This window comes from Blastomonas aquatica, from assembly GCF_014639875.1.
Taxonomy (GTDB): domain Bacteria; phylum Pseudomonadota; class Alphaproteobacteria; order Sphingomonadales; family Sphingomonadaceae; genus Blastomonas; species Blastomonas aquatica.
Window position 1 is genome coordinate 1 of sequence record NZ_BMGD01000006.1, and the last position, 14,196, is coordinate 14,196.

The window sequence follows — 14,196 nt, forward strand, 5'->3', positions numbered from 1 at the left end:
TATGAACGCAAACCATCCGATCAGCTGCTGCTTGAACCTTGTAAGCGAGGGGCCGTCCACATATGGGGCGTGTAGAAGGTCGTCACTAGCAACACACAATGGTATAGAAACTCAGTCGCTTGATGGAGATCAAATGCTGCCGGTTTGAGAAACCCTTTCTCACGCGCTGTGTTGGCCAAATCGAAGCGCTGCATGGCTACTGGAAACCAATCGTCAAAATACTCCCTTGCCATGGCCAGCGCCTGATCGGGCGTCTTGGGTTTGGGCGTATGCAGCGCCCGGTCATCCGCCTCGTGCAGTGCAATACCGTCCTTCGCTACGTCCATGAAGAAGTAGCGGCCATGCGCCAGTCCATCATTCACCTCCTGGAGCGTGTGGACGATGAAATTGACCGGCGTGTGCAGCGTCCGGTCAATGGCAAGCTCACGGATCAGCCGGTCTTCGAGCTTCAGCCAGTAATCCACGCGCTCAGTCAGCCGCTTGTCGTTGACGATGATCAGCAGATCGAAGTCGGAGCGATAGCCCTTGGCGGTGTGCGGCTCATCGACCCAGCCGCCGCGCGCATAGCTGCCGTAGAGGATCAGCTTCTCGATCCGGCCCTTCTTCTTCCACTGGTGCGTGGCAAGCGCGAGGGCGTCTTCGAACTCTTCGAAGATGATCTGCTTTACGCGCTCGAGCTCGCGCTGCTTGTTGGCCGGGAGATGATCGATGTCGGTTCGCATGGTCCTGTTTACCCTGTAGCTGCACGGGTCGATTGGCAAGGCGGAAGCGGGCGATCATCGCCAGAACTGCCACCACTTGTGGTGGCGTTCGTGCATATGCCGGTCGAGGATGCGCAGCGCGCCTGCAAAGTGATGCTCGACTTGCGCAACGGTGATGCCGTGGATTTTGCCAAGCTCCGCATAGCTAAGCTCATCGACGCGGATGCCGAGGAAGATCTCGCGCTGCATTGGCGACATATTATCGACGGCGCGCTCGGCGCGGCGCAGTTGCCGGCGTTCGGCTCGGGAAAGACGCGGGCTCATGCTGCGTCTCCCGTGAGGGCCAGCAGATAATCTGCGGCCTTGCTGGCCGCACTGGCGGCGCGGAAGATGGCCTTGTCATCTTCGCGCAGGACTGTGAGCCAGGATGCGATGTAATCGCTGTGGCGGACAGTCGGTGCAATGCCAAGTGATGCGCAGGTGAACGCGGCTGCCATTTCGGCAACAAGCTCTTCGCGGGCATAAGCCTGAGAACCGAAGCTACCCTTTTGATCGCGGTCCAGCCGGCTGGCATGGCCGGTCCAGTGACCGAGCTCGTGGAGCGCAGTGCGATACCAGTTGATCGGCTCGCGATAGGCGGCCTGTGGCGGCACCTGAACGAAGTCGTGAAACGGGCTGTAGAACGCAGCATGGCCGCCAATGTTGAACGTTGCACCGCTGGCGCTGATGATTGCATCGGCCTCGGCGATGGCGAGCACCGGATCGGTCGCAACCGGAGCTGCGGTCATGTCCTCGGGCAGACCTTCGCACTGGTCGATGTTGAACACCGTAAACCGCTTGAGGAAAGCAACGGTCCTGGCTTCGCGGTCTTCGCCGCGTGCCTGTTCGGCTTCTGCCTTCGGCGTGAAGCGGTCGGCATAGCAGACGGTGGTACCCTTCTCGCCTTTGCGGACATTGCCGCCAGCGGCCTTCGCCTGGCGGTAGGTCAGCCAGCGCTGGGAACCGTAGCCCCTCATAACTACTTCGGCCCACAGGATCAGGACGTTGATGCCCGAGTACCGCCGGTCGGTTGCTGCGTTGTGCGGCATGGTACAGCCGCAGAGTGCTGTGTCCCAGGGCTGGACCCAGGGAAGCCGTCCCTGCTCGAGCTCGGCGATGATGCGTTGTGTGACCTCAGAATAGAGGCTGTTGCGGGTGGTAGTGTTTTCCATGGCCTTGTCTCCTTCCATCCGGCCCCGGCCCGGAAGGGGCGCTGGGGGGCGGCGAGAAAGAGCTGGCAGCCACGCTGCAACGGACAGCGCGCATGCGCTAAGCACCGCAACGAAGAGGAGGACCCGCACCGCGGGTTGAGCGGTGGCCTGGCGTGGCTAGAGGCGATTGACGGCCCCCGGTGTCCCGCCCGAGCGGGGCAAACGCCGCAGCTTTGCTGCGACCGCAGATGCGCTGCTGAATGATGAAACACGATGAGACGCCGTGAGCAGAAATATTCTGCTTACGCTGCCGTATCCGGCGATCAGCCAGCAGCGCTCCCCTGCCCTATTGCCTGCGACATCATCGCAGGTGGCTCGATTGACGCGCAGCGGCACATCGCCAATCTCAGTCGCAGGCAGGAGCAGATCATATCACAGGATGGAGACAATGGCCATGGCATCCCATGCACCCGAAAGGTTCCTGAGGCTCAACACAGTGCTCGATCGCACCGGGCTTTCCAGAGCGACGCTTTACCGAAAGATCCAGGCGGGCACGTTCCCAAGGCAGGTCAAGCTCGCCGAGCGATGCTGCGGATGGCGGAAATCGGCTATCGAGGAATGGCTGAGGAATCCGATGTTCTACGAGGTAAGCGACTGACGATCAGGCAGCGTGGAAATCGAGCTCCGGAAGCAGTGGCAGGGGTGCAGGCGCAGCACGGTCGATCATGACGCCGCTGTATATTCCGACGGTGATCCATTCGACGGACCAATGGGAAACAACGCGTTGGTCTTTGATCCGCACAATGGCAGCGCCTTCGCGCGCTACGGACTAGGCACATCGCAGCTGTTCGTCATAGGTGCCCAGCAGCAATGGGCTATCGCTGATCCAGACAAGAAAGCGGTCATCATCGTCAAACGGGACTTGCAGCACGGCCTCGATATCGCCGCTGGCTTGAAGGGGCGGCTACCCCGGCACACGCAAAATCGTGATGTTCATTGCAGAATCAACTTTCCTACTTAAGAACAAACATAGAACATGGCTCCACAGGAAGGAGTCTGCAATGATCATTATCGATGGATCGTTTCTGCTGGGCCTCGCTGCCGTCGTGTCGAGTCTCGGCGCACTTTGGCGAGCCGTCCGCAGTCAGGCTGCACCGCCATGCCAGCATCTGCCTGACTGCTCAAAATCGTGCAGTGCAAGGCGCTTTAGCTCGGAGAAATCGAGTGATTAGCCGGAATAGATGAACATAGGTTAAATTTCACCCGACATTCCAATATTGTGCACACGAATTTCAAGCGTTCAGAGTGAACGTCGCGCGCTGGCCATAACCTTGACTAAACAGACAATGGGAACCGACGGGACGCTGCGGTTCGGCGAATCCGAACATGCGATGCGGCACGGTCTAATGCCGCGGGATGTGTACTGAAGACATGTTCGATTCTGGTCGGCTTGTTGCCGCCAACCTCGGGCTCGAACGTGTCGGGTGAGACATCTCAATTCTTCCAATTCGGTTCCACCTGGCAGTCGCTCTGAGCAGACAAATAACCCGTCCGGCAATCGTGAAACTCTGACTGGCGTGCGAATACTATTCGTGAACGTCAAGAAGCGACCTGCCTGACGTTAACCGCCTTCAGGAAGCAAAAATCAGATCGGTTGAAGTGCCGTTTGACAGGACAGCTGACGGGGCGCAGGCTGTTCCTTACGGTATGTTGCAGGCGGGAGAAATTAAATGTCGTCGAACAGATATGCTCTGGCGCTCGTTTTCTGCGTAGGCCCGGCTTCAGTCGCGCTGGCACAGGAGAATGTTTCGCCTTCTCTGGTAGCTGCACCTGTCGCAACGCCAGCCGCTGCTCAAGCAGCGCCATCGGCCCGCTCCGTGCCGCCCAGTACGGTTCTGACCGTCTCGCAACTTGCCGAAATCACCTCGAAGCGTATCGAGGAAGGCGACAAGTTTCAGTTCAGCGTCGTTGCTGATGTCGTCGAGGGCGGAATCATCGCTATCCCGCGAGGTAGCCTGGTTCAGGGCACGATCACCTGGAAAACCGGTCGCGCAATTGGCGGCAAATCGGGCAAGTTCGAAGTGACATTCGATCACGTCACACTGAACGGAAGGAATTACAAATTAACCGGCCTTCACCGGCAGGAAGGTCGAGGCAACAGCGTCGGCGCGTTGCTAGGTTCTATGGTCGTATCGGGCCGTTCAGCAGTCATGCTGCCCGGCCAGATGGCTAATGCCATCACGGCAGAGCCAATTCCGTTTTGACGGCAATGTTCACCTGCCTGATAGGAACGTGCGCTTAGTCATGACAGCTGCCTTCGCTATAGTCGCCGATGACCCACGAGGTGGACCGTTCAAACCCGAAAAGGCAGCAATCCGGAATACTCCCATCCTGTCGGCCACAGACCTGCACGCGGCTTTCGGGCAGTCATCGGTTCAGCAAAAGTGGTATCAAGAAGATGAGATCCGGCCGTCAGAGAACTCAATCGACCCCTGTGAACGACTGGTCGAAAAGCATGGGGCGTGTATCGATTAGCTGCAACGCGTCTTCTATTGCGAGCCCCGGCGCGGCGATCAGCTCGGCTCTGGTTCGTCGGGGCATCGCATTCAGCGCTGCCTGCACATCGGGCGGCGTCAGATAACTCTCCAGTTGCGGCTTACCGACGGCAGAAACTAGGGCCGGGAGATACCGGAACAGCGCCAGCAAATGGGCCTGACGAAGACGAGTGGCTGTTGCTTCGCGGCCTTGCATCACACTCAGGGCAAATTCCTCGATGTCTTGCTGCTTTCCGCTAGCTTTAACGCGTTCAACCCATGAATGCGTTCTGGGGAACCCCATGGTCACGAAGTGAAGATAAGGGTCCTCGATTACTTTGCGACGCGAAGGGTCGGCACCGGCGAGATTAACGCGCGCCTTGCGCGCGTCGGTAGCCAGTCGCGCGCGGATGAACATTCTCGAAGTTTCAGCGTGTAGCAGATCTCCCGCCTGGTCGGTTTCCTCCAAAAGCCCTCCCCAAAGCTCGTAGTCGGACAGCCAATAGGCACAGACCTTATCATCTACGACAACATCGTCTTCGTCTTCTGCTTCAAGTCTCTCTAAGCCTGTATCATACAGGCATTCAGCGGCAATGTAGCCGGGATAGTCTGTCACAAACTCCAAGGGGTGCCTTGTTGCCCCTTCGAGAAGGACGCCCGATCCGGCCGCATTTGCGGCAGATTGCATCGCGCTGACATACCCGCTGCGATATTGGGTATCCGCATCTGCCTGGAGAATCAGAACGTCAGATGACCGCTTCCCACAGGCTGAAGCTATTTCAGTCGCTATACGCACTCCGGTACAGCGCGGTGGCACATAACCTCTGCGACTTTCATGACCGATGGTGACACGCCCCGCGTATCGTTTTTCAATATCATGCAGGATTGTGATTGTGCCGTCATTTGACCCGTTATCTACGACAATAAGTTGGACCTCAGGCGGGCGGTGATGCTCTGGCTGCAAAAGTGACTGGACCGCATGCTCGATATACCCCACCTCATTCAGGCATGGCATCACGATGAAGGTCAGCACGTTTTAACCTCACAAAAGCTCGCCTCCGGATCACAGTCGATTGGGACCTGCTTTTTTGTGCGAGACATCGCGGCTTCTGTGATCATGGACTATTCCTGTGCCGTTTCATGATCCGTTGGATGATTTCAGGCTGGGACACGTCAAAAAAACCCGCGTGCTCGGCAGCAATCCGGGAAGCATCGTTTGACTTGCGCATGTGAAGATAAATCGGGTCGTGCCGGCTTGCATCAGCCGCCAGCCGATAGGCTACCCGCCCTATTCCCTGGCCCTGAGCTTTGGCGTTAAGAAAAATCTGAAGTGATGCATGTACTCCGACCGGGTGTTCGTCGATGAGATTGACGAAAACTTCGCCTGCCCGTTTTCCATCGCACTGAATTTCCCAGTACTCGCCCTCATTCCCGTCGCCCTTTCCCTTTCTTGCCCGCTTCGCAATCAGCGTGATACGAGCTGCGTCGATTTTTGGGCCTCCCTTTGGTGGCACAATGACCTTTGGCTTTGAGGTCGGGCGGGCGGGCCTGCGCCTCCGCTGAACAGGCGGGCGCGGCTCCTCAGTCATAAAGCTCAGCCAACCCGGCACCAAGTCGCGCCCCTGCGGTGGCCCACATCTCTGCCGGGAAAAAGCCTGGTGAAAACGCTATTACTGCGTCCTCCACGCGGCGAAGAACGTCTGCGCCTTTTAACGCGGCGACCACTTCATCTATATGCGAGACGACATCTTGAAGGGGCGGGTCATGGCGAGGGTGGCGATCAGGCCAGTCACCGTCGCCATCATAGCGGTTGTTGAAGTAGTCCATGTCAACATGAAGCAAAACTGGCCCCGGGCCTATCCCATCGAGCCAGTCGTCAAGCTTGTTCGTTGCGCGATATCGCCCGGGCCCGGTGCCAATGACGGATTCAAGCAAGATTGCGGGACGGAGGTGCCCCGGACGAAGCAGGTCGTCCGAATAAGTGGAAGGCAAAAAAGCCCAGTCCCGGGTTTCTGTTACCTTGGGCGGCTGGGCGAGCTGCCGGACGTCACAGTTTGGAAATGCAAGCAGGAAGGGCGTCATAAAGCTCCCCATGCCTATCGCGCCACTCTCGCACGCAGCCAGAACAGTGTGTGGTAGCGTGACATCGAACGGCTGGTTCGTGATCATGTCAACCAGTCCGTCTTCAATCATATCAAGCCTGGGGGAACCAAGATCGCGATGATCGTCAAGGTGAAGAACTGTTATACGGTCGTCAGCCGTCACCCCTGCTCTCTTCGCCCACTCACTCCAGCTCAAAAGTGTCCATGTGTCATAAAGTGCCGTGAGCACTGATCCCGAACGTTGACGCGCGAGGCCCATGCCCGATAGCGGAATACTGTTCCAATCTGTGAGTGCCGCTTCAATCATTGGGTCGACATGACGGCGCGTGCCATCGGGCCATTCAAGCTTGATCTGCCAATAATCGCCAACGAGCGTCGCCGTGGCATCCTTATCGTGAAAATATTCCCGTAACCGGCCGTGTCTGCCGTGCAGGTCGTGCGGCAACAGGGTTTCAGGAATCAGCACGATCAGGCGACAAGCGGCAGTTGCCGCCCGCTGCTTTCCAGAATGTCGACCAGAGAGCGGCCCACCCTCGTCAGATCGCAGCTACGTAACGTCTCAAAAGCCTCGCCAAGATTTCGTTCGGTGTCTTCAAGTTGAGCAATTGCGCGGTTGTGAAGACGCTCCGGCCCGGCGTCCCGTATATGTCGCCAGAAACGGCGCAGCTCAACGAACACAAATGCTGCATGAATGAGTCCGGACACCGGCCTGAGATCCTCACGCCATGGCGAAGCTACCAAAGCGCCCGGTCTGGAAGTGGGATACAGGCGCTCGAGCAGATAGAGCTTCTGATGTCGATACTCGTGAACAAGGGAATCTGCGAGATCGTAGGCATCAATAAGACCGTCGCTCCGATAAATTGACACAAAAAGGGCGCCTGGAACGGAATCATCGCTGAAGGAGACGATTTTATCAGGATGAGCAGAAGGGTCCCGAATGAACTGGACAGCCGAACAGATACTACGCAGTTCTGCGCCAATTGAAGGTCGCCACTCGTCTATGATCGCTAATGCCTGCACTACGAGGTCTCTACCGTTAGCAGAGAGTTCCTCTGGCTCAAACACGATGCTTGTTCCGAACGGTTTGCGGAGCCACTCATCGGCTGCCCCCAGTTCGAGCCTCTCACAATCGCTTGCACGACCAAGGACCCAACCGAGATAGGTGTCATCAACATCTATCGGATTGCCATCCACATCGCGGACCTGTCGCCCGCTGCCAATCAGACTACGCGCCCTTTGCCAGCCAATTGTACCTGCCCGGCGGGCAACATTCTCGAGTACATCATCTTCGAAACTGTCAGGCCGATAGCCGGCGTCAGTCATTGCATGACGCAATCCGTCGAGATCTGCATCAAACGCAGTCTTAGCCAGTTCATTCATTATTGCTGAGCTCAGCTCGGCAAATTCAAAAGCCGCGATGTCGAAGCTGGCTGGTTCATCCGACCCTCGCATGCTTTCAACCAGGCTCTCATTTAACCGGCGAACCACATGCCGAATAATGGCCCGCATTTCAGTGCAGTACACAGTGGGGTTACTAAACCCGCCATCACGAAACCTATGGGGGACAGCTCCACCACCACAGATTTTGACCACATCACATTCGCGGCAGATTGGTGATAGCCCATCCATGGTCAGCAGATGGCGATGCAAAGCCAGTCGCGGGGAAGATGCAACTACTGCAATCGCGGTGTCATCAACCGTGCCCATCAGCCTGCTTGCCCCCTCGCCAGCAACCTTAAGAACATCAAGATCGTGCCATGTCCCGTCAGTCTCAAGTGTGATCAGACTGACGTCCCCAAAACCGAACGCATCCGTACCTGAAGAGAGCCCCGCAGCCCCATCAAGCAGCGCCTCGAACGTCCTTACTGCCAGCTGAGGATAGTGATCCAGCCACATGTCGAAAGCGCGGATCAACCACCGTTCATAAAGGCCCGGATCGGTAGCGCGACCGGGCGGGAGTGTGCCATGATGCGCATCCGGCAAAAGAAAATCAATTTTGGGCACTGCGTGGCGGTCAAAAAAATCGAGCAGGGTTGATGGGCAGACTGCCGGGTCGATGACCGCGATTACTCCTGCGAAAATTTTCGGACGTTGCTTCAACCGCTCAAGGGCGGCCAGGGCGCGATTGAAGCTCGATCGACCCTTGCGCGACGTACGGTGAAGGTCCTGAGCTTCGCGCGGCCCGTCCATGCTCAAAGAGACCCCGATGTTTTCGGCTTCGAAAGCATCGAGGGCGTCATCAGTGAGCAGCAGCCCGTTCGTCTGCAGACCTATGTCCAGCTGAGCCACCTCGCCGACTGCAGATCTTAATCTGACTGCCAGGTCGACAATCTGCGCATGTCCCATAAGTAAAGGCTCACCGCCATGGAATATCACGGCAATACGGCTCAACCCGGCTTCGCGAGCGTAATCAGCCAGTCTGTCTGCGAACGCATCCTGGTGTGCAACTGATAAATACCGCGGTAGCTTTCGCCATCCCTGGTCGGCATGATGATACACGTAGCAGTAATCGCAATCGAGATTGCATCTCGATGCTACCTTCACCAGGAACGACGTGATGGTCGCCCCGCTCATAGCGATGCCGTCCTAGGAACGATTGTGTCGGTGGTGCATCCGATCGTAGCTCGTGATCAGCTCGCTGGCTTTCGCACCTGTCGCAATACGTGCCTGGAGACGCTGAAGGGCCGGATTAACGGTCTTCGATTTCAAAAGACTCACTCGTACGTGTTCAATGTCAACTGCAGCCATGACGTTCTCCTTAGGGCGGTAGACTAAGTCTCCAGCCCAAGGTGTTCAACTGAAAACTCCATCCATTTTGGAGCAATCCTCGCTGTAGTGAATGTTACCTTTTGGCGCGCCCTTTAGGGCTGGAGCAATCCGGAATGCCGAGAAATATTTTCTACATTTGCCACCAGCATAGTACCCGGGAGCTTAGGCAGAATTCTGAAATTTGCGGCGCCGCGATCCTGAGGTATTTCAAACACGTCGATTGGTGTATTTTAGTTAGCATTCGTACCATGAATTTGTACAGGCAGTGAGGCCCCGGCCCCTGTCAACCTGGATGAGATCGCTGTGCCGATCGTCGGCATTGACGACACCAATCGGCCGCTTCTTTCGGCAGCAGGCGCTCATAGTTGTCGATGGGAATGACTGGCTCCAGGCAGAGTGCAGCCAAAGATCACTAAAGCCGCAACTTGGACATACCTGCTGGCCGCTACCGCTATTGGGAAGGTTGTTGAATGGCCGGTCCTTGCCACGATAGGTCTGAAGCCACATGTCGGCTTTCCGACAGTTGCTGCAGGGTATCCAATGGCCGCATGTGTGGTGGTTACCCGATCTCTACCAGTTGCCGCTTATGCCCATCTTCTCCAAAACGAATACTGCGCCCCGTGAAAAGCTCAATGAGCTTCGCTGCTGTGCGCGTGTGGTCGCTGATCTTCACGCTGGTGAACGCCCCGCCTCCTGCGATAGCCATTGGCAACAGCAGCTGATCCTGCAAATAGGGGCCGCAGAAGGCGCCTGACGCCTCGTAGCCAGCCATGCGCTTGCCCGCAGTCACCCCGATCTTCTCGGCAGACAGACCGAGTTTCCCGAAGCCCGAAACCACTTCGGCGACATGCTCGAAACCGGCTTCCAGCAGCAGGGCAACGCCTGGCCCCTGATCAGCGGGCAATTCGCGAACCGTGATGTCGTCGTCCGCCCAGCCGGGCACGTTCTTGAGCGCTGCCTTGCGGATACGCCTGGCAATATCGCCGTCGAGCGATGCGAACAGAACTGTTCCGGCGCGTGAAACTTGATCCCCCCGGGCGAGACACTCTATCCTGCGCAGCGGTGCAGGATCGATTTCGATCTCGATCCGTCCACCGCCGCGCGGGAAAAAGCCGTGCCGCTTGATGGTCGCCGAAACGCGCGGCCCCATCCGCTCGAAAACGGGCAGGAAGCAGCGCGCCATGAAATCGAAAGGCGGTGCCATCGCCGCATGTGTGCCGCCTTCGATCACGAGGCGCGAGGGCGCGCCAGCCAGCGCCAGCGGCACCAGCAACGTCTGGAGCACAAGCGCGGTCGATCCGGCGGTGCCCACCGCGAAGCGGTATTCGCCGGGCGACACCCGTCCGGGACGGAAGGTGATGCGATTCGAGCCGAGCTCGAGCCCTTCGCACTCCGCACCGCCCACCGCACAGGCGGCCTCGATCGCGGTCATGTGCTGACGCATCAGCCCCGGCTGATCGCGACCAGCGCGGATCTTCTCGATGATGAAGGGCTCTCCGGTGAGGAGCGAAAGCGCGCAGGCATAGCGCAGCACCTGCCCGCCGCCTTCGCCCTCGGAGCCGTCGATAGTGATCATGGTCATTCTTCTTTGTCTTCCAATGGCGACGCGAAGGGGTTTACCCCTTCACGCACACCACCTGCTTCAGCGTATGCACGATCTCGACCAGATCAGCCTGTGCGGCCATCACTTTCTCGATCGGCTTGTATGCACGCGGGGTCTCGTCGATTACGCCTTCGTCCTTGCGGCAGGCGACACCCGCCGTGTCGGCGATATGCTCATCGAGTGTGACCAGCTTCTTCGCCTCGGTGCGTGACATGATGCGCCCAGCTCCGTGCGAGCAACTGTCGAAGCTGTCGGGGTTGCCCAGCCCGCGCACGATGAAGCTCTTGGCGCCCATCGAACCCGGGATGATCCCCAACGTTCCCTTAGCAGCACGCACCGCACCCTTGCGGGTGACGAGCACGTTCTCCCCGAAGTGGTTCTCGCGCGTCACGTAGTTGTGGTGGCAGTTCACCGCTTCGCACGCCGCCTCGAAGGGCTTGTCGATCTGCGACCGCAGGGCGGCGATGACATGGGTCATCATGACCTGGCGGTTCAGCCGCGCAAAGTCCTGCGCCCACTCGACCGCCTCGACATAGTCGTCGAAGTGGTCGGTCCCTTCCGGGAAGTAGGCGAGGTCCGCATCGGGCAGGTTGATATGCCACTTGCGCATATCCTGCTTGGCGAGCTCGATGAAGAACGTTCCGATCGCGTTCCCCACCCCGCGGCTGCCGGAATGGAGCATCACCCACACGGCTTGCGCCTCGTCGAGGCACAGTTCGATGAAGTGGTTCCCGGTCCCGAGCGTGCCCAGGTGGACCAGATTGTTGGTGCGTGCGAGCCGCGGGTATTTCGCCACGATGCGATCGAACCGGCGCACCAGCGTCGCCCATCCTTCGATCACCTCTGACGGCGGATCACCCCATGCCCCCTTGTCGCGCCCGCCACGCCCCGAGGAACGCCCATGAGGCACAGCACGCTCGATTGCGGCACGGATGCCTTCGAGATTGTCCGGCAGGTCGCTTGCCATGAGCGAGGTACGTGCGGCCATCATCCCGCAGCCGATGTCTACGCCGACAGCGGCGGGGATGACTGCGCCCTTGGTCGGGATTACCGAACCCACGGTCGCACCGATCCCGACATGCACATCCGGCATCGCCGCGACGTGCTTGAAGATGAACGGCATCTGCGCCGCACGAGCAAGCTGCGCGCGCGCCTTGTCGTCCACCGGAACGCCGCGGGTCCATGCCTTGATCGGCGCGCCACCTTCGACTTCGTGCAGTTCGTATCCGGTCATGGTCATCGCTTCGGTTCCTGCTTTGGCAGTCTCCTGGGGTGGCCGGCCCATTCCGGCCACCCCGACCGCTCGCTGCCGGGCTGTTTGACGGACCCGGCGCTGATAGCGTTGCAGCGACCGTGCCAAACGACCCGTATGTTCGATTGAACTGCGTATATGACTGTAAAATAACGACTTCGTGCACTGTGCTCGTATGCAGCCATTTTGGCGCAACCTGCAATTCCTTATCGCACCCTATCGCTTTTTATCCTACAGTATAGGCATGGCACGCACAACGGTGATCGGGTTTCTGGGCAGCACGCTGGATGGCAGCAAGCGCGATTCCTCGCGCTGGCACAAATGGCGTCCCACCGTCGGCTTGTGCATGCACCAGGACCTAAGGGTCGATCGCCTCGTGCTGCTGCACGGTGCAAAGCATGCCGATCTCGCCCATTTCGTGATCGCCGACATCGCCTCGGTCTCGCCCGAGACAGAAGTTGTGCCTCATCTGGTCCAGTTCGACGATGCCTGGGATTTCGAGGAGGTTTACACCGGCCTACTCGATTTCGCGCAGGGCTTCAGCTTCGACCCCGAGGCGGAGGACTATCTTGTCCACATCACTACCGGCACGCATGTCGCGCAGATCTGCCTGTTTCTGCTGGCCGAAGCGCGCTTCATCCCTGCCAAGCTGCTTCAGACCCAGCCGCCGCGTGGAATGCCTGACCCGGCGGGAACATGGAATGCGATCGACCTCAACCTGTCGCGCTACGACAGCATTGCCCGCCGCTTCGCCGAGGCGCAGGAAGACAGCGCTGCGCTTCTCAAGAGCGGGATTGCGACGCGCAACGCGGCCTTCAACCGGATGATCGCCGAAATCGAGCGGGTCGCCACACGTAGCGCGGCTCCGATGCTGCTGATGGGGCCGACCGGCGCCGGCAAGAGCCAGCTCGCCCGCCGCATCTACGAGCTCAAGGCAAGCCGCCACCGCCTTTCCGGCCCCTTTGTCGAGGTCAACTGCGCGACTCTCAAGGGCGACGGCGCCATGTCGGCGCTGTTCGGGCACCGCAAGGGGGCCTTTACCGGTGCCATGACGGAGCGCGCCGGGCTTTTGCGCAGTGCCGATGGCGGCATGCTGTTTCTCGACGAGATCGGTGAGCTTGGCCTCGACGAGCAGGCGATGATCCTGCGCGCGGTCGAGGAAGGCCGGTTTCTGCCGCTTGGCGCGGACAGGGAAGTAACGAGTCGCTTCCAGCTCATCGCGGGGACCAACCGTGAGCTGCTGGCCGAGGTGACGGCAGGACGGTTCCGCGAGGATCTGTTCGCGCGGCTCAATCTTTGGACCTTCCGCCTGCCCGGCCTTGCCGAACGGCCCGAGGACATCGAGCCCAATCTCGACTACGAGATGGACCGGTTCGCTGCGGCCCAGGATTTGCGCGTCACCTTCAACAAGGAGGCGCGAGAGACCTATCTTGCGTTCGCCACAAGCGCCGCGGCGACATGGCAGGGCAATTTCCGTGATCTCTCGGCCAGCGTCACCCGTATGGCGACGCTGGCCCCCTCCGGTCGGATTGATCGCGAGACCGTTGAGCAGGAAATTGCGCGCCTAAAGTTCCTATGGTCGAATGGGGCATCGTCCGAGCCTGACGTCCTTGCGGAGGTGCTGGGCGAGGAGGAACTGACCAAAGTGGATGCATTCGACCGCGCGCAGCTTGCGGAGGTGGTGCGTGTCTGCCGCCGGAGCGCCAGCCTGTCGGAGGCAGGACGAACCTTGTTTGCCGCCTCCCGCCAGCGGCGCAGCTCGACGAACGACGCTGATCGCTTGCGCAAGTATCTCGCGCGATTTGGGCTGAGCTTCGATCGGCTGCTGCTTTACAAATGACCAGATTTGGGCCGGTTGTTGAAGGGCAGGTCCTAGCTACGAAACGGCCGAAGCCGCATGTCGGCTTTCAGGCAGCGGCCGCACGGCGTCCCATGGCTACAAGTGGGTGGATATCGGAATGGCGGCTCCCCGGATAGCTGCTTCGCCGATCGCTGCCCACCGAGAAGGCTTCACCTGCCTGTGTTGCAGAGCGTTGACCGCTCAA

At 59.1% G+C, this 14,196-nt stretch carries 13 protein-coding genes and 1 pseudogene; 4 read left to right on the forward strand and 10 right to left on the reverse strand.

Going from position 1 to position 14,196, the window contains the following annotated elements; all coding sequences use genetic code 11:
* Positions 1–59: 59 nt before the first annotated feature.
* The 3 genes and pseudogenes from IEW00_RS15015 to IEW00_RS15025 all read right to left on the reverse strand — a co-directional run.
* Positions 60–722 (reverse strand): annotated as a pseudogene (locus tag IEW00_RS15015) (nucleotidyltransferase); the annotation flags it as partial.
* A gap of 54 nt (positions 723–776) precedes the next feature.
* The gene (locus tag IEW00_RS15020) at positions 777–1,025 is read right to left on the reverse strand and encodes an RNA polymerase sigma factor (RefSeq protein WP_188515248.1); all 249 of its coding nucleotides are present in this window, start codon (positions 1,023–1,025) and stop codon (positions 777–779) included.
* A complete protein-coding gene (locus IEW00_RS15025) occupies positions 1,022–1,912 on the reverse strand; it encodes an ArdC family protein (RefSeq protein WP_229737073.1) in 891 nt (296 codons plus the stop codon). Before IEW00_RS15025 ends, IEW00_RS15020 begins: the two co-directional genes overlap by 4 nt.
* Before the next feature lie 418 nt (positions 1,913–2,330).
* Here IEW00_RS15025 and IEW00_RS15030 point away from each other — a divergent pair, with 418 nt between their 5' ends.
* The 3 genes from IEW00_RS15030 to IEW00_RS15040 all read left to right on the forward strand — a co-directional run bounded on the left by IEW00_RS15030 (position 2,331) and on the right by IEW00_RS15040 (position 4,155).
* Positions 2,331–2,549, forward strand: a complete 219-nt coding sequence (locus IEW00_RS15030; protein ID WP_373282654.1) for a helix-turn-helix transcriptional regulator — start codon at positions 2,331–2,333, stop codon at positions 2,547–2,549.
* 12 nt (positions 2,550–2,561) lie between these two features.
* On the forward strand, positions 2,562–2,912 hold the full coding sequence (locus tag IEW00_RS15035; RefSeq protein WP_188515250.1) for a hypothetical protein: 351 nt from the start codon (positions 2,562–2,564) through the stop codon (positions 2,910–2,912).
* 709 nt (positions 2,913–3,621) lie between these two features.
* The gene (locus tag IEW00_RS15040) at positions 3,622–4,155 is read left to right on the forward strand and encodes a hypothetical protein (RefSeq protein WP_188515251.1); all 534 of its coding nucleotides are present in this window, start codon (positions 3,622–3,624) and stop codon (positions 4,153–4,155) included.
* 217 nt (positions 4,156–4,372) lie between these two features.
* On the opposite strand, the gene IEW00_RS15045 is transcribed toward IEW00_RS15040, so the two are convergent.
* The 7 genes from IEW00_RS15045 to IEW00_RS15070 all read right to left on the reverse strand — a co-directional run bounded on the left by IEW00_RS15045 (position 4,373) and on the right by IEW00_RS15070 (position 12,139).
* A complete protein-coding gene (locus tag IEW00_RS15045; protein WP_188515252.1) occupies positions 4,373–5,458 on the reverse strand; it encodes a glycosyltransferase family 2 protein in 1,086 nt (361 codons plus the stop codon).
* Positions 5,459–5,540: 82 nt separating this feature from the next.
* The gene (locus IEW00_RS15050) at positions 5,541–6,014 is read right to left on the reverse strand and encodes a GNAT family N-acetyltransferase (RefSeq protein ID WP_188515253.1); all 474 of its coding nucleotides are present in this window, start codon (positions 6,012–6,014) and stop codon (positions 5,541–5,543) included.
* Positions 6,007–6,993: a hypothetical protein gene (locus IEW00_RS15055; RefSeq protein ID WP_188515254.1), complete on the reverse strand. Its 987-nt coding sequence runs from the start codon at positions 6,991–6,993 to the stop codon at positions 6,007–6,009. The genes IEW00_RS15050 and IEW00_RS15055 overlap by 8 nt, the downstream gene beginning before the upstream one ends.
* A 2-nt stretch (positions 6,994–6,995) precedes the next feature.
* Positions 6,996–9,101, reverse strand: coding sequence for a cyclophane-forming radical SAM/SPASM peptide maturase YhhB (yhhB, locus tag IEW00_RS15060; protein WP_188515255.1), 2,106 nt, complete (start codon positions 9,099–9,101; stop codon positions 6,996–6,998).
* 12 nt (positions 9,102–9,113) lie between these two features.
* Positions 9,114–9,275: a YhhA family cyclophane-containing RiPP gene (gene yhhA, locus IEW00_RS17695; RefSeq protein WP_373282655.1), complete on the reverse strand. Its 162-nt coding sequence runs from the start codon at positions 9,273–9,275 to the stop codon at positions 9,114–9,116.
* 580 nt (positions 9,276–9,855) lie between these two features.
* Entirely contained in the window at positions 9,856–10,878 is a 1,023-nt protein-coding gene (gene rtcA / locus IEW00_RS15065; protein WP_229737075.1) for an RNA 3'-terminal phosphate cyclase, read from the reverse strand.
* A 34-nt stretch (positions 10,879–10,912) separates the two neighbouring features.
* On the reverse strand, positions 10,913–12,139 hold the full coding sequence (locus tag IEW00_RS15070) for an RtcB family protein (RefSeq protein ID WP_188515256.1): 1,227 nt from the start codon (positions 12,137–12,139) through the stop codon (positions 10,913–10,915).
* Positions 12,140–12,395: 256 nt separating this feature from the next.
* Between IEW00_RS15070 and rtcR the strand changes: the two genes are divergently transcribed.
* Positions 12,396–13,991, forward strand: coding sequence for an RNA repair transcriptional activator RtcR (gene rtcR, locus IEW00_RS15075; RefSeq protein WP_188515257.1), 1,596 nt, complete (start codon positions 12,396–12,398; stop codon positions 13,989–13,991).
* The last annotated feature ends 205 nt before the right edge of the window (positions 13,992–14,196 follow it).

Excerpts from the sequence above, each read along its gene's own strand:
- IEW00_RS15020 (WP_188515248.1), bottom strand. The coding sequence starts at position 1,025 with ATGAGCCCGCGTCTTTCCCGAGCCGAACGCCGGCAACTGCGCCGCGCC.
- IEW00_RS15025 (WP_229737073.1), bottom strand. The coding sequence starts at position 1,912 with ATGGAAAACACTACCACCCGCAACAGCCTCTATTCTGAGGTCACACAA.
- IEW00_RS15030 (WP_373282654.1), top strand. The coding sequence starts at position 2,331 with ATGGAGACAATGGCCATGGCATCCCATGCACCCGAAAGGTTCCTGAGG.
- IEW00_RS15040 (WP_188515251.1), top strand. The coding sequence starts at position 3,622 with ATGTCGTCGAACAGATATGCTCTGGCGCTCGTTTTCTGCGTAGGCCCG.
- IEW00_RS15050 (WP_188515253.1), bottom strand. The coding sequence starts at position 6,014 with ATGACTGAGGAGCCGCGCCCGCCTGTTCAGCGGAGGCGCAGGCCCGCC.
- yhhB (WP_188515255.1), bottom strand. The coding sequence starts at position 9,101 with ATGAGCGGGGCGACCATCACGTCGTTCCTGGTGAAGGTAGCATCGAGA.
- yhhA (WP_373282655.1), bottom strand. The coding sequence starts at position 9,275 with ATGGCTGCAGTTGACATTGAACACGTACGAGTGAGTCTTTTGAAATCG.
- rtcA (WP_229737075.1), bottom strand. The coding sequence starts at position 10,878 with ATGACCATGATCACTATCGACGGCTCCGAGGGCGAAGGCGGCGGGCAG.
- IEW00_RS15070 (WP_188515256.1), bottom strand. The coding sequence starts at position 12,139 with ATGACCATGACCGGATACGAACTGCACGAAGTCGAAGGTGGCGCGCCG.
- rtcR (WP_188515257.1), top strand. The coding sequence starts at position 12,396 with ATGGCACGCACAACGGTGATCGGGTTTCTGGGCAGCACGCTGGATGGC.